The following is a 23,261-nucleotide window of genomic DNA, read 5'->3' on the forward strand; positions in this document are numbered from 1 at the left end:
GTATTGTGCTATGGAATCACAAAGGCTACCCCTAGGTACAGCAATAAGTAGATGGGTAGGTATAGTTTCAAAAGGTCATTTTTCATTTTGTGAAATCGTTTAAAGATTTATTTAAAAAGACTCAAATTTCTTTTGAGTCTTTTTATTTTTGTATCAATTCTAAAACGCTTCTTTTTTCTTCTTTGTCTCAAAGTAGGTTTTTAATGCCTTTTCGCCAAAAGTATAAAACACCACAGGTGTAACGATAATATCCAATAACGTACTGGAAATCAGGCCTCCCAAAATCACCGTTGCTACTGGATAAAGTATTTCTTTCCCGGCGGCTTGTGGATCGAGGGTAAGCGGAATCAAGGCTAAGGCGGCTACCAATGCTGTCATTAAAACCGGAACAAGCCGTTCGAGTGAGCCCTTGATAATCATCGGTTTTCCAAACACTTCGCCTTCGTGCTCGACCAAGTGGATGTAGTGTGAAATCATCATGATGCCGTTGCGACTCGCAATGCCCGTCAGGGTGATGAAACCTACCAACGTCGCCACCGAAAACGTACCGCCTGTGAGCATTACCGCTACCACACTGCCAATGAGTGCTAACGGCACATTCAACATAATTTGAAGCGTTAAACGGCTGGATTTGAAGTGGCTGTATAACACCAAAAAAATGCCAACCAATGAAAACAATGCCAAAAAGCCAATCATTGAAGTGGCTGATTCCTGACTTTCAATGAGTCCCGAATACACAATAAAATAACCTGCGGGGAGTGGTACTTCTTTAGCTAATCGCTCTTTGATTTCGGCTACTGTACTTCCCAAATCCCGTCCCTGTACGTTAGCTGAAATGACCATACGACGCTGGGTATTTTCGTGCATCACCTGATTGACCATACTCGTCAGTTCAATATCGGCAATTTGATACAAGGGAATTAACTGCCCGTCGGGGGTACTGATTTGGGTGTTACGAATGGCTTGCAGATTACTCCGCTCTCGGTTGGTGGTTCTGAGCAAAATATCAAACGATTTCTGACCATCATATATCTTGCCTGTTACCTTACCGTTGTAGAAGATTTCGAGGTCTTCGGCCACCTTACCCGCCTGTAAGCCAAAGCGTTGCAGGGCATCTCGCCGTACTCGAATCAGCAACTGTGGAATCATGGTTTGGCGTTCAATTTGTAAATCGGTGACGCCCGTTATATATTGCATCACGCCCTGAATCCGCCCGGCGGTGCTGCGCAGCTCGGTTAGGTCATCACCATAGAGTTTGAGGGCGATTTGCGCTTGCACCCCTGAAAGCAAGTGTTCAATGCGGTGCGAAATAGGCTGCCCGATACTCACCGAAACGCCTTTCAGTACGTCTAATTTTTGGCGTAAATCGGCAATGATCTCGGCCCGTCCTCGCTTTGCTCCCGCCCGAATCTCTACCTCAATTTCGGAGCGGCTGACGGGTTCGACATGTTCGTCCAATTCTGCGCGCCCTGTTCGGCGGCTGACGTATTCCACTTCGGGTACTTGCAGCATCAGTTTTTCGGCGAGTGTTCCCAATTTATTCGACTCTTCGAGCGAAGTGCCTGGTGGGGCAACCAAATTGACCGTAAACGAGCCTTCGTTGAAGGGCGGCAAAAACTCGGTACCGAAAAAAGGAATCATTCCCATTGAAACCACAATCAATCCGGCCGCCACGACAATGATTGATTTAGAGCGATTCAATGACCAATTTAATACCCGCGTGTCCTTGTTTTTCAGCCATTTAACCAAACTTGTATCTTCTTCGTGCGAATCGGCAGAAATGAATTTTTGCCACCAATTTTTAGGTTTTTTGTTTTGCTGTCGGCCTTCTATTTTGAGTAAATAACTGCATAACACAGGAGTAAGTGTGAGCGAAACGACCAATGAAGCCAAAATGGATGTAATATACGCAATGCCAAGGGGAGCAAAAATACGCCCTTCGATGCCCTGCATGTAAAACAGTGGCAAAAACACCAGCACCACAATAACCGTGGCATACACAATCGAATTTCGTACTTCCGAACTGGCTTGATACACGACTTGCAGGGTCGGCTTGGGTTGGGGCAAATTGCGGTTTTCCCGTAATCTTCGATAGACGTTTTCTACATCCACAATGGCATCGTCCACTAATTCACCAATGGCAATGGCCAAACCGCCCAGCGTCAGTGTATTAATTGAAATATCAAATGCCTTGAAAATAATGGCTGTAATGACCAACGAAAGTGGGATAGCGGTGAGGGTAATGACAGTTGTTCTGAGGTTCATCAAAAACAAAAACAAGACGATAATCACCAAAATAAATCCGTCTCTCAGGGCTTCGATGACGTTGTTTAAGGAATTGGTAATGAACGACTTTTGCTGAAAAATCTTGGGATTCAGCTTAATGTCTTTCGGCAACGAAGTCTGTAAATCGGCGCAGGCTTTTTCAATTTCATCTGTCAAGCCCACCGTATTGGCTCCGGGTTGTTTTTCTATGGCCAAAATCACCGCAGGTTTTCCGTTGATACTCGCGTCGCCTCGTTTGAGGGCCGCTCCAAACTGCACCTCGGCCACCTGCGACAGCAAGACGGGAACACCGTTGCGATTGGACACCACCGTGCGGGCCAAATCGTCTAAGGTTTCGGCCCGTCCCACGTTCCGAATCAAGACTTCCGTTCCGTAATCGTTGTAAAAATTTCCCGTCGTGTTTTGGGTGGTTTGTCCCAACGCCTTGTCCACATCGTCCACCGACAGGCCGAACTGTTTGAGCCTTTCGCTCGAAATCTGTACTTGATACTGTAAGCGGTCGCCCCCAATGGGAATCACCTGTGATACACCCTTGATACTGAGCAATCTACGGCGGATGTTAAAATCGGCCAGCGTGCGCAGTTCAGCGGGACTGGTCGTATCTGCCGATACGCCCACGTACATAATTTGGCCCATGACCGACGAAATCGGCCCCATAATCGGCACAATTCCGTTGGGAAGTATAACCGTTTGCAGTTTCTCGGCCACCAACTGACGGGCTTTGTAAATCTCGGTATTCCAGTCAAATTCAACGAAAACCATACCTAAACCAATCGCAGACGAACTGCGAACGACTTCTACGCCCGGTGCACCATTCAGCGCGGTTTCAACAGGTAATACCACCTGCGTTTCAATTTCTTCGGGGGCTAACCCGTTGGATTCCAAAAATATAGTAACCCGAGGGCGGTTTAAGTCAGGCAGTACATCAATGGGCAGTTGAGTGGCGGTAAACACCCCGTATACCACCAACAACGCCGATGCTGCCACAATCAACAAGCGATTGTGGAGCGCAAATTTAATTAATCTGTCAAGCATGTTTTTTTAGTGCTTATGTTCAGCGGAATCGGTTTTGCCGTCGCTTTTGACTACGTTGAGTACAAAATCGGCTACCTGTACTTTGCCATTTACCACAAACTGAATCCAAGCCCGGTACATACCTGCGTGTTCAAATGTCACGTGCAGGTGAAAATTGCCATTTTCAGTACCCGGGTGAACATGAACGTAGTCTTTATCAGCCATTTCAATCATTACGACATGGGCTTTTGCACCCAGATAATTTTCGAGGGTTTCGACTTTTAAGGTCCTGCCGTCTTGGGTCAGGAGCCCGTTAATGTGCTGTTCTTTTCCCGTTACAAATTTTCCGCTTTTGGTTTGAAGGGTAAGTGAGAGCCCATTATTTGTCCATGTCAGTTTTTCGGCTGAATACGAGGTCGTTGCATTCGCTTTTCCACCTACGATTATGGGTAATTTATCGGCCACCTCGCCGCCTTCGGAGGGCTTATAATCGGCAAAAAGCAAATACTTTCCCCCCGTTGGGAAGGTGGCTTTCACATCGTAACTTCCTGATGCCTGGTATTCAGGGTGTAAATGCTGAAAAGTGCTTAGATCTTCGCTTACCGCAATCAGGTGCATTTTTTTTTCGTGGTTCACTTCAAGCGGCACCTCGGCTTTTTCATCTTTTTTCAATTTGGGCGTCAGCAAAAGCATCACCTCTTGCCCTGCCTGTGGACTTTCAGGAGCCGTTTTTAATTGGGTCGAGTAGTTTTCGTCGGAGCCGTGGTGATGTTCCTCGCCCTCAGCGTGGTCGTGTCCTTCTTTTGCATGGTCATGTCCGTCACCTTCGTGGTGTTCAGTTTCGTTTTTTTTGTCGGAAGAATTACCGCAGGAGCCCAAAAATGCCGCCGTAGCGACCGACAGCGAAAGAGTGAAAATAAATTTAAATGTCTTTTTCATTGTGTTAGAAATTTTATTGGTTCATAAACATCATTTTCAACTGATAGGCCGAGCTAACCACGACTTTTTCACCCGTTTCCAAGCCTTTAATAATGGTCGTACGGTCGCCGTTATTGACACCTGTGGCCACATATGCCACTCGAAACGTCTCCGGGCTTTCTTTGATAAACACTGCCGGTTTACCGTTTACCTGACCGATAGCAGAATTGGGCAACGACAAAGTGCGGCCTGCCTGACCCGTTTGCAAGCGAACCGTCACAAACTCGCCGATTTTAAACGCCCCGTCAGCGTTATTCAATTCAAACAATAATTTCTGCGATTGATTGGCGTTGACCACCTGTGCCGAAGAAAGCAGGCGAATACGGTCACTCTGTTTTTCCATACCGTCTGCCTTGCTGATAACATCCAATTTTGAGCCCGATTTGAGTCGTTGTGCATCAGGGCCAAAGGCTTGTGCTTCTACGTAAACGGTGGATAAATTGGTAATGGTGAAAATGGTTTCTCCTATGCCAACTGTTGAGCCAATGGCCACGCTGAAAGGCGCAATCACGCCCGAAATAGGTGCGGTGAGTGCTACCATCCGGGAATTTCCTTTGTTGCCTTTGGCAATTCCATTAAACACTTTAAGATTTTCTTCAGCTTTTTGCAAACGCGCCTCTGCTTCCGAAATGTCGCGTTTTGCAGCGATGTCTTCGATTTTTTTCAGGCGTTCGAATTCTTTACGGGCAGCAGTCAATTCAGCCTCGAAATTGTTACGCTCAGTTTGCAGCGATACTTGGGACGTGGCGTCGAGGGTTTGTTCCAACGTTGCCAACGTTTGTCCTTTATTGACCCGTTGTCCGACTCGGGCGTTTAGCCCGACTAATCTTCCCGTTTGCGGGGTTTGAACTATTGCCTGTCCCGTCGAACTCGGCACCACCGTACCGTAGAGTTGTGCCGTTTCATCGAAAGCTCCCTCATTAAGCGGTTGGGTCAGGATTTCAAACAAAAACTGTGTTTCTTTCGGAACTTCAAATTCATTGCTCAAATTCGCCCCCGCTTGATTGCCTCCCTCATCGCCATGGCCGTGCCCTTCATGTTGCGCAAAGCTTGGTTGGTATTGTGCCGTGGGCAAAATTGAACCTGTCATCAACAGCACCATCATAAGCTTTTTGTTGCGTACCCTCATTAACAGAAACATGAGCAACATGCCCAGCAATAAACCTCCCATTACCAATACATAAGGGTTTTGATACCAGACAGCGACAACATCTTCATGCCCGTGTTCTGACTCGTCATGTCCCACCAAAACCCCTTTGAGCATCATTAAATCGGGGCCGTTGCTGCCTTCAATTTTGGCAGTGAGCGCAAAAGTCCGTTCCTTAGTGAATTGAGATGTTACCTCATAAACCCCTGCTTCTTTGGGCTTAATGGCAAAAGTGGCCTTGCTATCTAAGGTGGTACTGAGCGTAATTTTCGCTCCGTTGATGGGGCGGTTTGTCGCGGGGTCAGCCACGTAGAGCAGTAGTTTTCCTGCTTCGCCGGCGTGGAGGTGTTCGTATTTCAATACCAGTTCGTAGCGGTCAGACACGGCTTCCGATTTCTTTGCTTTGATCTCTACCCCAGCAGGCTCGGCAGCGCTGTGGTCTTCGTGCGTGGAGCCGTCAGCATGGGTGTGCTGAGTGTATGCAGCAAGCGAGAAAAAAAAGCCCCCTAACCCCCAAAGGGAGAATAAGAGTAGCCTTTTTAAATTGGCTTTTTTCATAATTTTCCTGTTAAATAATTGATAGTCAGCATAGATTGATTGAAGTTTCGCTGGGTTTCGATGTAGCGAAGTTTGATGGCGTAAGCATCGTTAGTGGTTCTGAGAAAGTTGATGTAATCGGTCTGCCCACTTTCAAAAAAACGCCGTGCAGCGATGATAATGTCATCAGCTTGTCGAAGGGCAATAGTTTCGTAGAAATTAAGTGTATTTTGAAACTTCCTTAAATCGCCCTGTGCTGCCTGCAAATCTGCTGAAAGTATTTGCATTTGAGTTTCAGTACGTTGTTTGGCAATTTCTTGCCCTGTTTGGGCAGCAGTAATACGACTTTTGTATTGCCCTGCCCATAGCGGAATGCTTACGCCCAACCGCCATCGAAGTCCCAAATTTGTTTCTCGTGAACCTTGGTTGTAATAACCCACCATAAAGCCAGGAAGTGCATTCGCTTTTTCTACTTCAACCGCTTTTTGGTTAATGAGCTCTGCTTGTCTGGCAGCTTCAATGAGGGGATTTTGAGCAGCATCAGTGCTGAGGACAGCATTGGAAGTAACTACTAACGGCACAACACTGAAATTGGGTACGTTGGTAAAAAATGACAATTGCCTATTGCTCACCGCCAGTTCCTGTGTTGCCATCGCTACTTGATTGCGAAGGTCTGCGGCTTGGGTTTCGGCAAAAATCAAAGCAAGTTTTTCAATTGTTCCGACATCAAAATTACGCTTGGCGGCAACCGCAATCTGAGCATATACACTATCTTGACCTTGTAGCTGTTTGAGGTAGGTATCTGCATATTGCACATTCAAATACAACGTACGAATCCTGTATTTTAGGTCATTTTCGGTAACAATTTTCTCTTTTTGTGCCAACACAATTTGCTGTTGTTGAAGCTTGGCCTGTTGGGTGTAAACTGTTGGGAATCGAAAGTTTTGTTGAACGCCAAGCGTGTAAAACGTCCCTGACGGGCTGTCAATCGTCAGGTCTGGATTGGGAAGGTTGCGAGCAGAGCGTACTAATAACTCATTTTGCCGCACGACTAAACCCGAAGCTTTTATAGCAGGGCTATTTTTGAGAGCAGCAGCTACGGCTTCATCTGCCGTGAGGACAGTTTGGGCAAAAGTGGGTATGGAAATCAATGCCCATGCCAAACCCCAAAGGATTTTCCTTTGCATGATGTAGTTGGTAAGTGATAAAATAGGGAAATGCGTTCTGGAAGACACAGAACACCAATCGTCATTGATTATCAATGAATTGTAGTCAATGCTAAATCAGAAAAGATTGCACCCAAGCCAAAAGGGAACGCCCAAACGTTCGTCGAAAGGGCGGTGAATTGGGGCTATAAGGATGGATTTTAGAAGAAAAATGAATCGTTTGAAAATCAAAATCAGGCAGTAAAGCAGATTGAAAAAAATAGGAAATTACTACCGAGCCAACCGAAGTTTTGGTTACTGTATCGGCGTAGAAATAAACAAAAATTACTTGTTCACCCGAATGAGAAGCCTCAAAATCCGAACCGGCATGAGGGTGTTCGTGCGATTCCAGTTTGTGATGATCTTGGTGTTCGCAAGAAGTTTGAAACCAATTGGAAAGAATGTGTTGGTGTTTGCCGTGTTCCTCGCACAAATGTTCCAGCACGCCGTAACCATTGCCCGCCCAAAGGACGAGTGTGGCCATAGCAAATGCCAGAAACGGTTTGAGGGTTTGCTTCATTATTTTTATTTTCAGCAAATGTAAGTTAAAATATTGTGCAACAAGGTTTCAGGTCTTACAATAGCAAACAATAGTGTTACTTTTTCTATAACTTCCTTTTGACTCTTGGTCAACTTACTCTCTTAAACATCAATTCCGATTCTTCGCAATGTACCTGCAATGAGTATCGTAAATTATAATTTCTTCGATGGTATCGGTGAAGACTTTGGAGGTAATGAGCCCTGAAAGTGGAGTGGTCATTGGCTTCTTAAGACACTTTTTGTGTTTTGTCATGCCTTCTTTCAACAAAGTCTCAAAGTGGAGGAGAGTTCATCCCTGTTTTTACAGCCAGACGATCAAAAAGCAATGCATCAAAGGGGGTTATGCAACAGCAACGCCCGTTTACTGAGACTGCTTTTCTTACGTACAGCGATTTTCGGTCATTACCGAATTTACTTTATATCTTTGCATCATGAAGCTGTTGCAATTTTTGTTAGCAATCTATGTAGTGCTGCTTTCTGTTCTACCCTGTGAAGCCTTTTGTTCAGAGGAACAGGACGCGCATGGACAATCCAAAACGGAATGCTGTTCCCCTTTTTCTCTTTGCTCCACCTGCTTCGGTTTTACCATTCCACAAGCTCAGACATTTGTTGCTTCTCCTCTGAGCGTTGCATTTTATTCAGTCAGTACGCCTACTTTGTATGAGTTTTTTTACTCACTTGATGTATTAGGCGGTATCTGGCAACCGCCCCGTTTAGATTAGTTTCAAATGTCCTGCCCCTGATTTCTCAATCGGGCCGCTAACGCTTTACTAATCTAATCCATTACATTCTATGAAAATCTTTCTGGTGTCGCTTTGGCTGACACTCTCCACACTTACTATTGCCCAAGGGCAAATCACTTTACGGATTCTGGTTCAGGACGCTGAATCAGGAAAATCGTTACCGGGCGCAACGGTCGTTTTAATGCCCGGGCAAATCGGCACTACAACCGATGCAATAGGGAGCGCCACCTTAATAGCGCCTGCCGCAGGGCGCTATTTAATTACCTGTTCCTTTGTGGGCTATGAAAACCATACCGATTCATTGACATTGACGGGAAATGATTCACTGACGGTGAAACTCCGTGAAGGTGAAGAATTGGAAGAGGTGGTTGTCACTTCAACTCGCAGCAACCGCAGCATTGATGATATTCCTACCCGCATTGAAGCCATTACGGGCGAAGAGCTGGACGAAAAATCAAACATGCGTCCCGGCGATATTCGTATGCAGTTGAACGAAAGCACGGGGATTCAGGTGCAACAAACTTCGCCCGTTTCGGCCAATGCCAATATACGGATTCAAGGGTTAGATGGTCGCTATACGCAAATTTTGCAGGATGGTTTACCGCTTTATTCGGGCTTTGCATCGGGATTGAGCATTTTGCAAATACCGCCGCTGAATCTCCGACAGGTTGAAGTTATCAAAGGCTCAGCGTCTACTCTATATGGTGGAGGAGCCATTGCGGGATTGGTCAACCTGATTACCAAACGTCCAACCGAGAAACAAGAATTAAGTTTTATGATGAACGGCACCACCGCTAAAGGACTTGATCTAAGCGGCTTTTGGGGGCAGAAGTTCAAAAAAGTTGGGGTAACATTATTTGCCGCCCGCAATACTCAACAGGAATATGACCCTGCTGAAACTACTTTTTCTGCCCTGCCCAATTATGAACGTTACACGGTCAATCCAAAATTATATTTTTACCTGAATCCTACCGCTACGCTGGTAGTCGGCGGAATGGGCAATTGGGAAGACCGCATTGGCGGAGATATGCAGGTTATAAAGGGACAACCCGATAACACCCATCAATACTACGAGCGCAACCGCTCCCAACGATTAGCCTCGCAACTCCAATTTGATAAGCGGTTCGAGCGTTCTATATTGACCATTAAAAATAGCATCAGTTATTTCAACCGCACCATTACCCAACCCGGCTATTTATTCGGAGGCCATCAGGTTGCAAGTTTTACCGAAGCAAGTTATACCCACAGCGGCGAGCGGTCGGAATGGATTGGCGGGGCAAATCTATGGACTGAACAATTTACCGAAGACAAACCGAATCAGGGCCGTAATTATCAATACACCACGGTAGGTGCGTTTCTCCAAAACAATTACGAAATACAGCCTTGGTTAACACTGGAAACGGGTCTGCGGGGTGATTATCATAACCGCTACGGTTTTTTTACTTTACCGCGTGTATCAGCATTGTTCAAATTCTCTGAAAAGCTGACTTCCCGATTGGGGGGAGGCTTGGGATACAAAGCGCCTACCATCTTTACTGAAGAGGCCGAAAGTGTCGCTTTTCGCAATGTGCGTCCCATTGACCAACAAACCGCGCAGGCAGAAACATCATTGGGGGCAAACTTTGATGTGAATTATCGCACCTCGCTTTTCGATGTGTTGGACGTGTCGGTCAATCAGCTATTTTTCTATACTCAACTTAATCATGCTTTGGTCATTGACGTTCCTGCCATTATTACGCCCGGGCCAACCACGGACATTTACCGTTTCGCTAATGCTGATGGACCGATTGACAGTCGGGGTCTGGAAACCAATCTACGGATAGGCTATGAGGATTTTAAATTTTATGCGGGTTACAGTCTGGTCGATACCCGCCGCCGTTACAGCGGTGTGAATTTGAACAGTGCAGTTCCGCTCACGGCCAAGCATCGCGTCAATTTGGTAGCAGTTTACGAATTGGAAGGTAAATTTCGGCTAGGTCTCGAAGCGTACTATATTGGTCAAAAGCCGCTTTCTAACGGGGGAAACTCACAGCCTTATTGGTTAATGGGTGTTATGGGAGAACGACGTTGGAAGCATCTGAGTATATTTATTAACTTTGAAAATATTCTGAATATTCGCCAAGACCGTTATCAGCCTGTAGTTTTACCACCGCTGCCTCACCCTTCTTTTAGGGAAGTGTGGGCACCACTGGAAGGTTTTGTTGCTAATGGCGGATTAAAAATCTTTTTGTAATTCATTGATAATCTCTGATTCGACAGGCATTAAAACGCTGTAATGTGCTTGTAGAATCAAAAAAAATATAGCGCAATGGATGCTTTTCTTCAATTCTATATTCCGATTTTTTATATTGTATATATTCTGATTGCTTTTGCTCTCCCAACTTACAGGGTTTGGAAAACCACGGGTATCAATCCAATCACTTTTTCCAAATCTGATAACGCTCATGATTATATAGGAGGAGTTTTTAAAGTACTACTGTTGGCAGTTTTTATCGAGATAGGGATTCAATGCTTCTTCCCCGCTATTATGCATAACTATCTTCTGCCAATGAACTATCTGAATAACCCAATCTTTCGGGTTATCGGTCTTGTCATAATACATCTTTCATGCATTTGGACCATTATTGCACAGTACCAAATGAATAAATCATGGCGTATAGGGATTGATGAGCAAAACAAAACAGAATTAGTCAGTACAGGAATTTTCGCTTATTCCCGAAATCCGATTTTTTTAGGAATGCTGATTACATTGACCGGATTGTTTTTTATATCACCTAATGGTCTCTCCTTCTGTATTCTGATAGTAAGCTTTGTTATTTTACAAATTCAGGTACGTTTGGAAGAAGATTTTTTAATTAAAATTCATGGAGATATTTACAGAGCCTACAAGAAAAGTACACGTCGATGGCTTTAGGCAAAATGGCAGTTAACTAATAAGAAGCAGGGGTGCTGTGCCAAAGTTTATACATCCCCCATTAAGCTGTAAGTGCAAGTAATATGACACTGGCCATACACGGAGAATATCCATAGGGTTCGTTTGTAAAAAATGGGAATAGTAAGTGTGCAAGTTCGGTTATGCTCATGGCTGCAAAAAGGTCCATGCCAAATAACAGCTAAATATATACCCACAGATTCAGATTTGAAGTGTAATTTTCTGGTAATTACTTATTGACATGGGAGAAAATCTACGTGAAACTCATAGGAGAAATAACGATTTAAAATATTTATTATAAATATTTTATACATTAGTAGTTGTATTTCTCTTCAGAGAAATCAGTGTAAATGATTCCCAATCCCGAACTTCATGAGGTCGGGATTTTTTTCTTACATTTACTTGGTAAACGGGCACTGATTTTATAGGATGTCACTAAAATTCGTATTGCAGAAAACCGGGTATTATTTCATGATTAATGGGATAATTGTCGGGACGGATAATTGGCAAAAAACAAACACGCCTCTCTAGTACCGATAAATGGAGTACTAAAATTTTTATTGCCCCAACTTTAAGTGTCCGTAAAGCGGCTAAGATTTGGAAATGAACACATTAATGTGGACATTTGGTATATCGTATACTAAACTCTTTTCTTCAGGACTTGTTATTTCGCTCTCGCATCCGCCAAACAATCGCCAACGGCATCTTGGTACTTTTTACCTTGGTGTTGCTCAATGGCATTGTTTTTAGACATGCGCACCGGCTATCAAATGGGCAGATTATTACCCACGCTCACCCTTACAAACCTGTCGGAAACAGTCCAATTCAGCCCAACAATCACAGCGACCAAGAGTTGTTTTTACTGGATGCTTTTGCGCATATTCTTTTTCTTTCTACTACTGAATTGTCCTTTGCTTTTCTCATAAATATAGCAATTAGCTTTAATCCTTCTTATTTTTATCTTCGACCGTCTTATAGTCAATTTATTCGATTTTACTCCCTTCGAGGTCCTCCCAATTTTCGTTTTTAAGGGGCTTAAAAAAGCAAAATAGGCATGGGCATGGAAGTTTAAACCTTCCATAGTTTCTTGTGCTTTTTGTGTATACGCTTCTTTGATGAGTATTTTTTTAATCATAAACGAAAAAAAACATGAACTCAAAATTTTATTTTGTTGTGTTTGGTGTTATTGCTTTTGCTATAACAGCTTGCGAAAAACTGTTGCCCTCTGGTCCCCAAGAAGATGAGGTACTCGATGGAACCATCGAAGGGCTTACCTCCACCGAAACTGCTCAATTTTTAAGGGGGGATGCTGCTTTTACAAAAGTATTTTCACCTGCTACGGGCTTGGGACCATTATTTGTCTCCAATTCCTGTATTAGTTGCCACGCAGGGGATGGTAAGGGCCATCCATCAACTAATTTGATTCGGTTTGGACAGAATGATATTTCAGGCAACCAATTTTTAGAACATGGCGGCCCCCAACTCCAAAATCGTGCGGTACCGGGTTATACACCAGAAAGTATTCCTTCGGGAGCTTCCCATTCCACATTTATGGCTCCTGCCAACACTGGATTGGGTTTTTTGGAGGCAGTATTAGATGCTGATATTTTAAAAATGGCTGACCCAGATGATAAAGACGGTGATGGAATATCTGGGGTACCTAATTGGATTGAATTGGCTGACTTTGTAAAACCATTAGCTTCTGCTATTTCTAAAGACGGAAAGTATATTGGCCGTTTCGGCCGTAAAGCGGGGGCACATAATCTGCTTAATCAGACCGTTAACGCCTATAATCAGGATATGGGGGTCGTCAGTGGTTATTCTCCTTACGACACGCATAGCCGTAAAGAATTGGACCCTGAGGTGCCGAACATTGAAGTAGAGGACTTAGTCTTTTACTTACATACGCTCAAAGCACCGATTCAACGCAACACAGGAGATGCAGATGTGAAGGCAGGAAAACAACTTTTTATGAACGCGCAGTGTGGATCATGCCACCGCCCAAGCCTTAAAACAGGTAACTCAACTATCAATGCATTAGCCAACAAAGAATTTTATCCTTATACCGACTTACTCCTGCATGACATGGGAAAGGAACTGGACGATAACTATACTGAAGGCAGTGCCAAAACTTCCGAATGGCGTACTACTCCTCTTTGGGGATTGGGATTATCAAAAGATTCGCAAGGAGGGCGGATATTTTTAATGCACGATGGCAGAGCTAAAAGTATTGAAGAAGCCATTTTACTACACGGAGGAGAAGCTCAGAAAAGTCGTCAAAATTATGCCGCGCTTAGCTCCTCAGAAAAACAACAACTCATCACTTTTTTAGAAAGCCTTTAATATGGAAAGACGTGAATTTATCCGTACGGGCTGTTTAGCTTGTCTCGGCGGAAGTGCTTTAGCGGTAGTACAGGGTTGCAGTTCAACTTATTACGCCAAACAGGTCGAGTTGAAACAAAATAGCTTAGTTGTAAAGAAAAGCGAGTTTGTTGAAATGAAGAAGGAAAAGCAAATACTGCGCGATGCAGTGGTTGCCAAGTATGAAAAATTGGCCTTCCCGATTGCTCTTTTTCGCTTATCCGAAGACCAATACAGTGCCGTATATCTGGAATGTACTCACCAAGGCAACGAAGTGCAGCCAAACGGCAATTACTTGGTATGTGAAGGCCACGGTAGTGAGTTTGATAATCTAGGTAAAGTTACGCAAGGTCCTGCCGAAGACCCTCTCAGAACTTTTGCTGTAAAGACAGATAAGGAAAACATTTATATTATTTTGAGCTAAAAAAATGAAAAAAATATACTTTTTTCTCTTAATCATTTTTGGGGTCATGTCGCAAGCAGTAGCCCAGATTGACAGCACGTTGTTCAAAAGAAGCCCTAAGCCTGATTCGGCCAAAGTCAGCATGAACATGGATGCCGTATATAATAGACCGTTCTTACAGGTAGGGCGTACCCCATTAGGTGTCGGAGGTTATGCTGAACTTAATACCAACTATGCCGCTACCGATGGGATAAGCGAAGGTCTTTCCTTTCAAATGCGACGAATGACGCTGTTTTTTGGGGGAAGTTTACACCGCAAAATCAAATTTATGTCGGAACTTGAATTTGAAGATGGTACCAAAGAAATCAATATTGAGTTTGCGGCGATTGATTTTCAGTTTGCCAATTTATTCAATTTGCGAGGTGGTGTAATTATGAATCCTATTGGCGCTTTCAATCAAAATCATGATGGACCGCGATGGGAGTTTAGCGATCGTCCCATTGCGGCTACTCAAATGCTCCCTGCTACATTCAGCAACGTTGGAATGGGAATTTATGGTAAGAAATACACCAGACAGTGGGTTTTTGCCTATGAAGCCTATTTAACGAATGGTTTTAACGACAATATCATTGCCAATGAGGACAGCCGAACGTCACTCCCCGCAACCAAAGCTAATAAAGATCGTTTTGAGGAAAGCAGCAACGGTCAGCCGATGTTTACTGGGAAAGTGGCCATTCGTAACCGTAAAATTGGTGAATTAGGTATTTCGTATATGGGTGGCGTTTATAATAAGTTTGAAAATGACGGTTTTGTCTTAGACAAAAAACGATTAGCCAATGTGTTTGCTGTTGATTTTAATACCACTATCAAACCAACAAAGACTTTTATTACTGCAGAATGGGCATGGATTAACGTTGATGTTCCAGAAACCTATTCGGTGAGTTTTGGCAAAAAACAGAGCGGCGGTTTTGTGGATATTGTTCAACCTGTTTTCAAAAAACCACTATGGGGTTTTCCCAACTCAACGTTCAATATAGCCTGCCGGGTGGAACGAGTAGATTGGAATGTAGGTACATTCGCGGAAACAAACGATAAAATTTTTGATGAACTGTTTTCAATTATGCCCGCCATAAGTTGGAGGCCTATACCCTCTACGGTCATGAGATTCAGTTATCGAATCCAACGGCAATGGGATCTTTTGGGCAATCCTCCTGCTCGTACGGGTGCCATTCAACTAGGTATCTCCAGTTATTTCTAAGCGAAAAGGGTTGTTCTTACAATAGGGCCTACGAATTTCTGATTTGTAGGCCTTCCTTTTTAATAGTGTTCCTATGGATATTCACACTAAACTATTTTACCTAAAAAATTGTATCAGTCGTCAGCATAGGACAAATCTCGGTTTGAGGCGGGCAGCAGTTTTGACAATTTGTTATTCCCGTCAGTACCAATCTTTTTACCTCTTCCAACTCTTTGATTTTTGCTTCAATCATCATTACTTTTTGGGATACTTTTTCAACTACGGCATCACAGGTGGCCTCCTTTAGTGTGATTAACTCCAAAAGCTCTAATGTTTCATTCAATGTGAAGCCAAAACTTTTAATACGCTTAATAGTAAACAGCCTTTCCAAGGTTTCCTGAGAATATTCCTTGTAGTTGTTGAAGCGCCTTTCTTTACGCCCTATCGCTATTAAACCCTGTTTTTCATAGAAACGGATGGTATCTCTGGATAGACCCGTTTTGGTTGATAATTCTCCTATTAGCATGGCTTTTTATATTTTTCTCACTTTTTACTTGACAATGGAGCGGACTCCACGGTTTTTCTTTGTAAAAGTAAAATTTAAAACACTGAAATTATATGGAAAAGCAACAATTGGAAGTCAAAACGCCCTTCTACAAAAAATTGGGATGGGTTAGTATTGGTTTGTGTGGATTATGCTGCTCATTGCCTATCATCGGAGCCATTGCAGGGATCAGCACCTTAACCGTTATCGCCGCTTATCTCGAAAAAATAGGTATTCTTGCTTTGGGAGCGGCCGGAATTCTTTTTATTTACACTTTTTACCGAAAAAGAAATCAGGCAAAATCCTGTGCTGATTCATGCGAAGTAAATTGTGATTGTAAAACGCTTCCTATCTCGAAATGACAATCGTAAAATCAATTATCGTGTTTTTGTTGGCCGGCCTTTGTGAAATCGGTGGGGGATATCTGATATGGCTTTGGATGAAGGAAAACAAACCGCTGTGGCTTGGCATCACAGGGGGGCTGTTATTGGCACTGTATGGAATCGTTGCCGCTTTACAGCCTGCTGGTTTTGGCCGTGTTTACGCCACCTACGGAGGGTTCTTTATCGCCTTATCCCTATTATGGGCGTGGAAAGTCGATGGCTTTAAACCTGACAGGTATGACTTTATCGGGGCAATCGTTGCCCTAATTGGCGTGAGTATTATCTACTTTATACCTCGCAACTAAAGACCTAAATTCTGCTTACCCCTGAATTTCAGGGGTAAGCAGAATAATTACTCTTAGGCTTTTTTCCACTTAATACCGCAACCAATGGCTTTGGTCGTAGGTACGGATACCGTTTTATCTTTCAAAAGCGCATCTACTGCGTTCTGTACATATTTTTCCGTGGCTGAAGTGGCATCCTGCGTATTGTTGTCAATAGCTCCTGTATAAGCCAAGATAAAATCATTGCCTGAGCGCTTCACTACAAATACCGTAGGTGTATTTCTCGCACCGTAGGTTTTAGCTACCTCCTGTGTCTCGTCCGTCAGATAGGCAAATCCGTAGCTTTTTCGAGCAGCGCGTTTTTTCATTTCTTCAAAACTGTCACCTGAAGAAAGAGCCGCATCGTTGGCATTGATGGCAATGACAGGATACCCTTCGGAGGCATATTTTTTATCCAGTGCAATGATGCGGTCTTCATACGCCTGAGCGACAGGACAGGTATTACAGGTAAAAACCACGATGTAACCCTTTACCGAGGAATTACCATCCAGTGAAACAGTTTTGCCATCGACATTTTTAAGGTTAAAATTCATGACCTTATCCCCGACCTGATAGCCTGCCTTGGGCTGAATAAACCCTATAGTTGTGAACAGAGTTGCAGCCATTACAAATGCAAAAACGGATTGTTTCATAGCAAAATAAAGTTTAATGATTTATTGAATAAATGGTTTTAATTCGTTTTCAAGTTCTGCCTTTGTGAAGGCTCTTTCAAATACTTTCCGCTCATTTTTGGCGGTATTGATGATTACCGTAAAAGGCAATGCGCCCGACCAATCAGGGTCTATTTTGTCAATCCAGCTATTGTAATTGGGTTCATCCAATAAAACAACGGTGGATGAATTCATACGCCTTTTGGTAATAAAAGGAACTACCTTCTTTTTTAGTTCGGAAACAAAATCCAGGTTGACTAAAAGCACTTTGACCTTGTGTTGAGCATAGCGGGCATTCAAAGCTTCAAAATAGGGCAATTCCGCCACGCACGGTCCGCACCAAGTTGCCCAGAAATTAACGACAAGAGTGGTATCGCCTTTCTGAGCCATCATTTTTTGCAAAGCAGGGAATTTTACTACCTGTACCTGTTGCGCAAAACACAGAGAATGGCCTGCAATAAGCAAGCCAATAAAAAACCACTTATGAGGTAATTTCATAAAGAAACAGATTTGACTTTAGTAAAATTAGGGAAATTTTTCTGGAAAGGGTAAATCGTTAGTTGGTTCTCAGTGAGACTGTTGTAGTTTATCTAGATTCATGACCAGTTTGACCATTTCTTTTGTTTCTTTCGAATTGCCCATTTTGAGGGAAATCGGTCCATTGGCAGGTTGCAGACTTAATTGGAAATGTAACCACGGGCAGCAGAGCTGCTCAAAGCCGATAAATTCAAAAATCTCTTTAGTAAGTCTGCTGTCAGGATGCATAAAAAACAGTTCATAAGTGGTGGCTCTCTCAACGGTTTTATCTACTTTTCTGAAAATGGTTTGGTGCAAATTATTCATGCGACTGATTTGTTCTTTGTCGGTAAGCTTGCATGCCAAAGCAATTTTTTCTTTTAGTCGTTTTTGCGTTTCCATAGCTTTTGTAGAGGTATTTTGAGCCCAACTAGATGCATATCCTAAAAAGGCCAACCCGATGATAAGGAACAATTTCATGTTTTTAGGGCAAAGATAAACCGTGGAGTATAGTCCACGGTCAAGAGAAAAGTTAAAAAAGAACGAATATTGACGTAGCCATTGGGACCTGATTCAGATGTTCCACATAAAATTTATGCTATCTCATCATTACAGGTGGTATTTATACCCAGATTTAATCTTTAGTGTGAATCAATATATCCAAGCCCGTTTACAAGGAATGATTTGAGTTTTCCCCTCGTTTATTCGAGTTGGACAACTGCCACTCCCATCCGCTGTGATAGATAATGCAGTTGTCAACTGCCAAAAACTCAACCGTCATTCTTATAAATTAGGCCTGATTTTATCAGTTACAGTCATAATCTGAAAATTCTGTAAATGATTCAGGTAAACATGTAATGAAGACTGAGCCTACAGTGTTGTATATTTGCAGTATATAATACGAAACCGCAAATGACACTCTTCAAGCGTATTTTATGTTTTTACATGGCATTTCAGGTACTGCTGGCCAGTACTGGATTTGCGATGTATGAACATTGGTGCTTGATGAGAGGCTCCAAAACGGTCTCTCTCGTTCATAAAGAAACCTGCTCCATTCGGCATAATGAAATCTTAAAGCCTCATTCTAAAGGATGCACCGACTCGATTCAACGCAGTAAATGTTGTGCCGAGAAGGTGTCACTTCAAAAGGTACAGACCCCTTCGGCCCATGGTCATTCAGTGGATTTGGTGGGTCAATCTATGGGGGCTATTTTGACTTCATTGCCCGCTTTTTTTTCATCCACAACGTGGTTCAATCCATCGGTTTCGTTTCGTCTTCCGCATTATTACAGTGCGGCGCCTCCGCTTCACGGGCGTAGTATGCTCGTTTTTATTCAATCTTTTCTGATTTGATTAGGTAATAGCTCCGTTGCGGGCTAATGGCAACCACCTGCGTTGCCTGTTGGTGTTTTCTTATTTCCACCAATATCACCTGATTCACAATGTTATCACTATTCTTATCACTTAGTTGGGATGAAACTGTACATTAAAAACATGGTGTGCAGTCGCTGTAAAACAGTGGTCCGCCAAGAACTTGAAGCCCTCGGACACGAAGTCCTCACGGTTGATTTGGGGGAAGTGACCCTCAAAAAACCAGCCACGGAGGCACAACTCGAAAGCATCTCCGAACGTTTGCTTGCGCACGATTTTGAGTTGCTGAGCAATAAAAAACAACAACTTATCGAACTGGTCAAAACGGCCATTGTCGAATTAGTGCATCAGCAAAACGATGGGCTGCGTCGACAAAAACACTCCGACTACCTCGCCGAAAAAGTCAATCGGGATTATCGCTACCTCAGCACGCTTTTCACAGAAGTTGAAGGTATAACAATTGAACAGTTTATCATCAACCAAAAAACAGAACGTGTTAAGGAGTTGCTGGTCTACGATGAGTTATCGCTTTCCCAAATTGCAGACCTACTCAATTACAGCAGTTTGGCGTATTTGTCAACCCAGTTTAAGTCCGTGACTGGCATGACACCCAGTCAATTTAAACAGTTGCGGGATAAGCAGCGAAAGTCGCTAGATAATTTATAGTGTAGCATTCCTCACACGGATAAATCAAAATTAAGATGAAAAGAGGCACATTTTTGAAAACACTTGGTTTCGGAACGGTCAGCACGCTGGCTGGGGGAGCCATTTTATCCAGTTGCATGAACCACGACATGGCAACCATGACTCCTACCGTAGCTCCCGATGTGTTGGAAGGGAATTTTACGACTTCTTTACCATTTCCTGAAACTTCTCTGACGGGTACCGCCCTTAATGCTGGCAGCCAAAACATCACTACTATTACGGGAAAAAATACACAGGCATGGGGATATAAAAACGGCATTCTAGGGCCTACTTTCCGTATCCAAAGTGGAAGCACTGTTTCGATTCCGTTTACCAATGGATTGACCGAAGAAACCAATATTCACTGGCACGGCCTGTTGGTTCCAGCGGCCATGGATGGTCACCCCGACCAAATGGTAATGCCGGGAAAAACGTTTAATTATTCCTTTAAAATTGACCAACGCGCGGGCCTGTCGTGGTACCACCCGCACCCGCACGAAAAAACGGGAAAGCAGGTTTTTATGGGTTTGGCGGGTTTATTTATTATTGAATCTGCCGAGGAAAAAGCCCTTAATCTACCCACAGGAGCTTACGAACTGCCGCTGGTGATTCAGGATAAACGCTTGAATACGAGCGGGGAAATTGATTATAGTCCTACCATGGATGAGGTTATGATTGGCTACATGGGCGAAACGATTATCGTCAACGGAGTTCAGTCGCCTTTTCACAATGTGGCCACTCGTACGTACCGTTTGCGCGTTCTGAACGGGTCCAATGGACGTATTTACAATTTGGCCTTGAGCAACGGAAATGCCTTTACGGTCATTGGCTCCGATGGTGGGTTACTCCCTGCCCCTGAAACCGTCACAGACCTTTTGTTAGCGCCAGGCGAGCGGGTTGATTTATTGGTCGATTTCAGCAAATCAGCCCTCAACAGCGAGGTATATTTACTAAGCAACGTTTTTTCGGGGGTAAATTCTCAGGGTCGTCAAGCCTTCAAAATTGTAAAATTTGTTGTCAATAAAGCAGAAACGGATAGTTTCAAACTACCGACTTCGCTCCCGGCGATTGCTCCGATTTCTTCATCTGCAACCACCAAAACCCGAACCTTTGATATTGGGGTCGGCATGGGCACGTCGGGCGGCCATGGTGGTTCAATGGCGATGAAAGGAATGCACACCATCAACGGAAAAGTATACAGCGGTGAGCGAATTGATGAATCTGTACCCCTCAATAGCACCGAAATTTGGGAATTTAACAACAGCGCTGGCGACGAGCCGCACCCTATGCACCTGCACGGCACATTCTTTCAGGTAGTCAGTCGCACGGGTGGACGTAGTCGTTTGATTGCTTCCGAAAAAGGCTTGAAAGATACCGTGTTAGTCATGCCCGGGGAGAAAGTCCGCATCATCATCAAGTTTACGAATGCTGGCAAATTTGTCTTTCACTGTCATAATCTCGAACACGAGGACGACGGAATGATGCTCAATTTTGAAGTAAAATAGCAGAATCATGGTAGAGAAACTCATTCAGTTTGCGGTTCATAACAAATTTGTTGTGCTCACCCTGTCGTTCTTTTTGTTTGGCTGGGGCATATATTCTGTCCAGACCAACCCCATTGACGCCATCCCCGACCTTTCTGAAAATCAGGTCATTGTCTTTACCGAATGGATGGGGCGTAGTCCGCAGCTTATCGAAGATCAGATTACGTATCCGTTGGTTTCCAACCTTCAGGGAATTCCCAAAATCAAGAATGTGCGCGGTACGTCGATGTTCGGAATGAGCTTTGTCTACGTTATTTTTGAAGACAACGTAGACGTATATTGGGCCCGAACGCGGGTAATGGAGCGACTTAACTACGCCCAACGATTGCTGCCTCAGGGCGTTACCCCGTCGTTAGGACCCGACGGAACGGGCGTCGGCCATATCTTTTGGTATCACCTCGAAGCACCGGGGATGGATTTGGGCGAACAGCGGGCGTTGCAGGATTGGTACGTCAAATTTGCGCTGCAAACGGTCAAAGGCGTTAGCGAAGTGGCATCATTCGGTGGTTTTGGCAAACAATACCAGATTAATATTGACCCGTACAAGCTGAATTATTTCAACGTACCGCTCATGGATGTACTCAACGCGGTGCGAAAAAACAACAATGACGTAGGTGGCCGAAAGTTTGAAATGTCAGACATGGCCTACATCGTTCGGGGGTTAGGGTACATCAAAAATACCAAGGATATTGAAGACATCCCTATCGGCAATTACGGTTCCGTTCCTGTTCGAATCAAAGACGTAGCATCGGTACAAATGGGCGGAGAATTGCGTTTGGGTATTTTCGACGTCGACGGAGAAGGCGAAGTGGTGGGCGGTATCGTAGTGATGCGTTATGGCGAAAATGCCGATGCAGTCATCAAAGACGTAAAGCTTAAAATGAAAGAGGTCGAAAAAGGCCTGCCGCCAAATGTCAAGTTTAAGGTCTCGTATGACCGAAGTGAACTTATCGAAGCCGCCGTTGAGTCCGTGAAAGGCACTTTAATTGAAGAAATGATTACCGTGTCGATTGTGGTCATCATTTTTCTGCTTCACTGGCGCAGTGCCGTCATTATTCTGATTCAGTTGCCGATTTCGGTCGCCATCGGTTTTATTCTGCTCAACGCTTTCGGAATTTCATCAAATATCATGTCGCTAACGGGGATTGCCCTGGCCATTGGGGTAGTAGTAGACGACGGCATCGTGATGGTGGAAAATGCCTATCGGCACCTTTCAGAAGCCCAATTGGAAAAAGAAAAAAATGAATCGTTATGAGTTGGTTTAAAAATATATTTCGTCTCAAAAAAGACCCGCTTACTCCCGCCGAACGCGCCGAGATTATCGAAAAATCGTCAAAACAGGTGGGCCCTGGGGTGTTCTTTTCGACCGTTGTAACGATTGCGTCATTCCTGCCCGTTTTTATGCTGACAGGCATGGAAGGAAAGTTGTTTTCGCCTTTGGCTTGGACCAAAACGTTTATCCTGCTCGTGGATGCGTTTTTGGCTATCACCCTCACTCCAGTATTGATTGTGTTGCTGTTGCGGGGAAAACTAAAACCCGAAAGTGCAAATCCTATCAACCGTTTTCTGGAAAAAATCTACACGCCCATTCTCAAATGGTGCCTGAAGTACCGCAAAACAACGATTGGTATTAATCTGTTGGCGCTGGCCGTCAGCGTGCCGATGATGCTCCATGTCGGGACCGAATTCATGCCACCGCTCGATGAGGGTTCGCTGCTCTTCATGCCCGTCACGCTGCCCGACGTGTCCAATTCGGAAGTAAAACGTTTGTTACAAATTCAGGATAAATTAATAAAAACCGTTCCCGAAGTAAGCCATGTGATGGGAAAAGCGGGTCGGGCC

22 protein-coding genes are annotated in these 23,261 nt (G+C 44.0%); 13 read left to right on the forward strand and 9 right to left on the reverse strand.

The genetic code is table 11. The features are described 5' to 3' along the window. Positions 1 to 159 precede the first annotated feature (159 nt). The 5 genes from NCI00_RS25500 to NCI00_RS25520 all read right to left on the reverse strand — a co-directional run bounded on the left by NCI00_RS25500 (position 160) and on the right by NCI00_RS25520 (position 7,687). Positions 160 to 3,321 (reverse strand): efflux RND transporter permease subunit, encoded by a 3,162-nt coding sequence (locus NCI00_RS25500; RefSeq protein WP_253532375.1) that lies wholly within the window; start codon positions 3,319 to 3,321, stop codon positions 160 to 162. A 6-nt stretch (positions 3,322 to 3,327) separates the two neighbouring features. Continuing rightward, complete coding sequence (locus NCI00_RS25505; RefSeq protein ID WP_253532376.1) at positions 3,328 to 4,239, reverse strand: DUF8832 domain-containing protein; 912 nt, start codon at positions 4,237 to 4,239, stop codon at positions 3,328 to 3,330. 13 nt (positions 4,240 to 4,252) lie between these two features. Then, the gene (locus NCI00_RS25510; protein WP_253532377.1) at positions 4,253 to 5,983 is read right to left on the reverse strand and encodes an efflux RND transporter periplasmic adaptor subunit; all 1,731 of its coding nucleotides are present in this window, start codon (positions 5,981 to 5,983) and stop codon (positions 4,253 to 4,255) included. Beyond that, positions 5,980 to 7,149 carry a TolC family protein gene (locus NCI00_RS25515; RefSeq protein WP_253532378.1) on the reverse strand — a complete coding sequence of 390 codons (1,170 nt, stop codon included), beginning with the start codon at positions 7,147 to 7,149 and terminating at the stop codon, positions 5,980 to 5,982. The genes NCI00_RS25510 and NCI00_RS25515 overlap by 4 nt, the downstream gene beginning before the upstream one ends. A 91-nt stretch (positions 7,150 to 7,240) precedes the next feature. Then, entirely contained in the window at positions 7,241 to 7,687 is a 447-nt protein-coding gene (locus NCI00_RS25520) for a hypothetical protein (protein WP_253532379.1), read from the reverse strand. A gap of 812 nt (positions 7,688 to 8,499) precedes the next feature. On the opposite strand from NCI00_RS25520, the gene NCI00_RS25525 reads away from it, so the two are divergent. From NCI00_RS25525 to NCI00_RS25550, 6 genes are all read left to right on the forward strand, one after another. Further along, positions 8,500 to 10,683, forward strand: coding sequence for a TonB-dependent receptor (locus tag NCI00_RS25525; protein ID WP_253532380.1), 2,184 nt, complete (start codon positions 8,500 to 8,502; stop codon positions 10,681 to 10,683). A gap of 75 nt (positions 10,684 to 10,758) precedes the next feature. Continuing rightward, on the forward strand, positions 10,759 to 11,364 hold the full coding sequence (locus NCI00_RS25530; protein ID WP_253532382.1) for a methyltransferase family protein: 606 nt from the start codon (positions 10,759 to 10,761) through the stop codon (positions 11,362 to 11,364). A gap of 679 nt (positions 11,365 to 12,043) precedes the next feature. Then, positions 12,044 to 12,412: a DUF8478 family putative metalloprotein gene (locus NCI00_RS25535; protein ID WP_253532384.1), complete on the forward strand. Its 369-nt coding sequence runs from the start codon at positions 12,044 to 12,046 to the stop codon at positions 12,410 to 12,412. A gap of 119 nt (positions 12,413 to 12,531) precedes the next feature. Next, entirely contained in the window at positions 12,532 to 13,725 is a 1,194-nt protein-coding gene (locus NCI00_RS25540; protein ID WP_253532386.1) for a di-heme oxidoredictase family protein, read from the forward strand. A 1-nt stretch (position 13,726) separates the two neighbouring features. Continuing rightward, positions 13,727 to 14,167, forward strand: coding sequence for a QcrA and Rieske domain-containing protein (locus NCI00_RS25545; RefSeq protein ID WP_253532388.1), 441 nt, complete (start codon positions 13,727 to 13,729; stop codon positions 14,165 to 14,167). Positions 14,168 to 14,171: 4 nt separating this feature from the next. Beyond that, positions 14,172 to 15,404: a porin gene (locus NCI00_RS25550; RefSeq protein WP_253532390.1), complete on the forward strand. Its 1,233-nt coding sequence runs from the start codon at positions 14,172 to 14,174 to the stop codon at positions 15,402 to 15,404. Between the two features lie 100 nt (positions 15,405 to 15,504). On the opposite strand, the gene NCI00_RS25555 is transcribed toward NCI00_RS25550, so the two are convergent. Further along, complete coding sequence (locus NCI00_RS25555; protein ID WP_253532393.1) at positions 15,505 to 15,909, reverse strand: MerR family transcriptional regulator; 405 nt, start codon at positions 15,907 to 15,909, stop codon at positions 15,505 to 15,507. Positions 15,910 to 16,001: 92 nt separating this feature from the next. On the opposite strand from NCI00_RS25555, the gene NCI00_RS25560 reads away from it, so the two are divergent. Then, complete coding sequence (locus NCI00_RS25560; RefSeq protein ID WP_253532395.1) at positions 16,002 to 16,289, forward strand: hypothetical protein; 288 nt, start codon at positions 16,002 to 16,004, stop codon at positions 16,287 to 16,289. After that, the gene (locus NCI00_RS25565) at positions 16,286 to 16,615 is read left to right on the forward strand and encodes a YnfA family protein (RefSeq protein ID WP_256498315.1); all 330 of its coding nucleotides are present in this window, start codon (positions 16,286 to 16,288) and stop codon (positions 16,613 to 16,615) included. Before NCI00_RS25560 ends, NCI00_RS25565 begins: the two co-directional genes overlap by 4 nt. A 53-nt stretch (positions 16,616 to 16,668) precedes the next feature. On the opposite strand, the gene NCI00_RS25570 is transcribed toward NCI00_RS25565, so the two are convergent. The 3 genes from NCI00_RS25570 to NCI00_RS25580 all read right to left on the reverse strand — a co-directional run bounded on the left by NCI00_RS25570 (position 16,669) and on the right by NCI00_RS25580 (position 18,300). Beyond that, on the reverse strand, positions 16,669 to 17,286 hold the full coding sequence (locus NCI00_RS25570; RefSeq protein ID WP_253532397.1) for a thioredoxin family protein: 618 nt from the start codon (positions 17,284 to 17,286) through the stop codon (positions 16,669 to 16,671). A 21-nt stretch (positions 17,287 to 17,307) separates the two neighbouring features. Next, positions 17,308 to 17,802, reverse strand: a complete 495-nt coding sequence (locus NCI00_RS25575; RefSeq protein WP_253532399.1) for a TlpA family protein disulfide reductase — start codon at positions 17,800 to 17,802, stop codon at positions 17,308 to 17,310. 69 nt (positions 17,803 to 17,871) lie between these two features. Further along, entirely contained in the window at positions 17,872 to 18,300 is a 429-nt protein-coding gene (locus NCI00_RS25580) for a hypothetical protein (RefSeq protein ID WP_253532401.1), read from the reverse strand. A gap of 432 nt (positions 18,301 to 18,732) precedes the next feature. Between NCI00_RS25580 and NCI00_RS25585 the strand changes: the two genes are divergently transcribed. From NCI00_RS25585 to NCI00_RS25605, 5 genes are all read left to right on the forward strand, one after another. Continuing rightward, on the forward strand, positions 18,733 to 19,173 hold the full coding sequence (locus tag NCI00_RS25585) for an HYC_CC_PP family protein (RefSeq protein ID WP_253532403.1): 441 nt from the start codon (positions 18,733 to 18,735) through the stop codon (positions 19,171 to 19,173). A 120-nt stretch (positions 19,174 to 19,293) separates the two neighbouring features. Then, positions 19,294 to 19,857 carry a helix-turn-helix domain-containing protein gene (locus NCI00_RS25590; RefSeq protein WP_253532404.1) on the forward strand — a complete coding sequence of 188 codons (564 nt, stop codon included), beginning with the start codon at positions 19,294 to 19,296 and terminating at the stop codon, positions 19,855 to 19,857. Between the two features lie 35 nt (positions 19,858 to 19,892). Next, positions 19,893 to 21,380, forward strand: a complete 1,488-nt coding sequence (locus NCI00_RS25595; protein ID WP_253532405.1) for a multicopper oxidase family protein — start codon at positions 19,893 to 19,895, stop codon at positions 21,378 to 21,380. 7 nt (positions 21,381 to 21,387) lie between these two features. Then, positions 21,388 to 22,674 (forward strand): efflux RND transporter permease subunit, encoded by a 1,287-nt coding sequence (locus NCI00_RS25600; RefSeq protein WP_253532406.1) that lies wholly within the window; start codon positions 21,388 to 21,390, stop codon positions 22,672 to 22,674. Next, positions 22,671 to 23,261, forward strand: a 591-nt coding sequence (locus NCI00_RS25605) for an efflux RND transporter permease subunit (protein WP_253532407.1), incomplete at its 3' end; no start/stop codon positions are given. The genes NCI00_RS25600 and NCI00_RS25605, both read left to right, overlap by 4 nt.

It is taken from the genome of Runella salmonicolor (assembly GCF_024158025.1).
Taxonomy (GTDB): Bacteria; Bacteroidota; Bacteroidia; order Cytophagales; family Spirosomataceae; genus Runella; species Runella salmonicolor.

Excerpts from the sequence above, each read along its gene's own strand:
- NCI00_RS25565 (WP_256498315.1), top strand. The coding sequence starts at position 16,286 with ATGACAATCGTAAAATCAATTATCGTGTTTTTGTTGGCCGGCCTTTGT.
- NCI00_RS25500 (WP_253532375.1), bottom strand. The coding sequence starts at position 3,321 with ATGCTTGACAGATTAATTAAATTTGCGCTCCACAATCGCTTGTTGATT.
- NCI00_RS25515 (WP_253532378.1), bottom strand. The coding sequence starts at position 7,149 with ATGCAAAGGAAAATCCTTTGGGGTTTGGCATGGGCATTGATTTCCATA.
- NCI00_RS25585 (WP_253532403.1), top strand. The coding sequence starts at position 18,733 with ATGACACTCTTCAAGCGTATTTTATGTTTTTACATGGCATTTCAGGTA.
- NCI00_RS25590 (WP_253532404.1), top strand. The coding sequence starts at position 19,294 with ATGAAACTGTACATTAAAAACATGGTGTGCAGTCGCTGTAAAACAGTG.
- NCI00_RS25600 (WP_253532406.1), top strand. The coding sequence starts at position 21,388 with ATGGTAGAGAAACTCATTCAGTTTGCGGTTCATAACAAATTTGTTGTG.
- NCI00_RS25595 (WP_253532405.1), top strand. The coding sequence starts at position 19,893 with ATGAAAAGAGGCACATTTTTGAAAACACTTGGTTTCGGAACGGTCAGC.
- NCI00_RS25525 (WP_253532380.1), top strand. The coding sequence starts at position 8,500 with ATGAAAATCTTTCTGGTGTCGCTTTGGCTGACACTCTCCACACTTACT.
- NCI00_RS25510 (WP_253532377.1), bottom strand. The coding sequence starts at position 5,983 with ATGAAAAAAGCCAATTTAAAAAGGCTACTCTTATTCTCCCTTTGGGGG.
- NCI00_RS25520 (WP_253532379.1), bottom strand. The coding sequence starts at position 7,687 with ATGAAGCAAACCCTCAAACCGTTTCTGGCATTTGCTATGGCCACACTC.
- NCI00_RS25575 (WP_253532399.1), bottom strand. The coding sequence starts at position 17,802 with ATGAAATTACCTCATAAGTGGTTTTTTATTGGCTTGCTTATTGCAGGC.
- NCI00_RS25570 (WP_253532397.1), bottom strand. The coding sequence starts at position 17,286 with ATGAAACAATCCGTTTTTGCATTTGTAATGGCTGCAACTCTGTTCACA.
- NCI00_RS25545 (WP_253532388.1), top strand. The coding sequence starts at position 13,727 with ATGGAAAGACGTGAATTTATCCGTACGGGCTGTTTAGCTTGTCTCGGC.
- NCI00_RS25530 (WP_253532382.1), top strand. The coding sequence starts at position 10,759 with ATGGATGCTTTTCTTCAATTCTATATTCCGATTTTTTATATTGTATAT.
- NCI00_RS25555 (WP_253532393.1), bottom strand. The coding sequence starts at position 15,909 with ATGCTAATAGGAGAATTATCAACCAAAACGGGTCTATCCAGAGATACC.
- NCI00_RS25580 (WP_253532401.1), bottom strand. The coding sequence starts at position 18,300 with ATGAAATTGTTCCTTATCATCGGGTTGGCCTTTTTAGGATATGCATCT.
- NCI00_RS25560 (WP_253532395.1), top strand. The coding sequence starts at position 16,002 with ATGGAAAAGCAACAATTGGAAGTCAAAACGCCCTTCTACAAAAAATTG.
- NCI00_RS25540 (WP_253532386.1), top strand. The coding sequence starts at position 12,532 with ATGAACTCAAAATTTTATTTTGTTGTGTTTGGTGTTATTGCTTTTGCT.
- NCI00_RS25505 (WP_253532376.1), bottom strand. The coding sequence starts at position 4,239 with ATGAAAAAGACATTTAAATTTATTTTCACTCTTTCGCTGTCGGTCGCT.
- NCI00_RS25550 (WP_253532390.1), top strand. The coding sequence starts at position 14,172 with ATGAAAAAAATATACTTTTTTCTCTTAATCATTTTTGGGGTCATGTCG.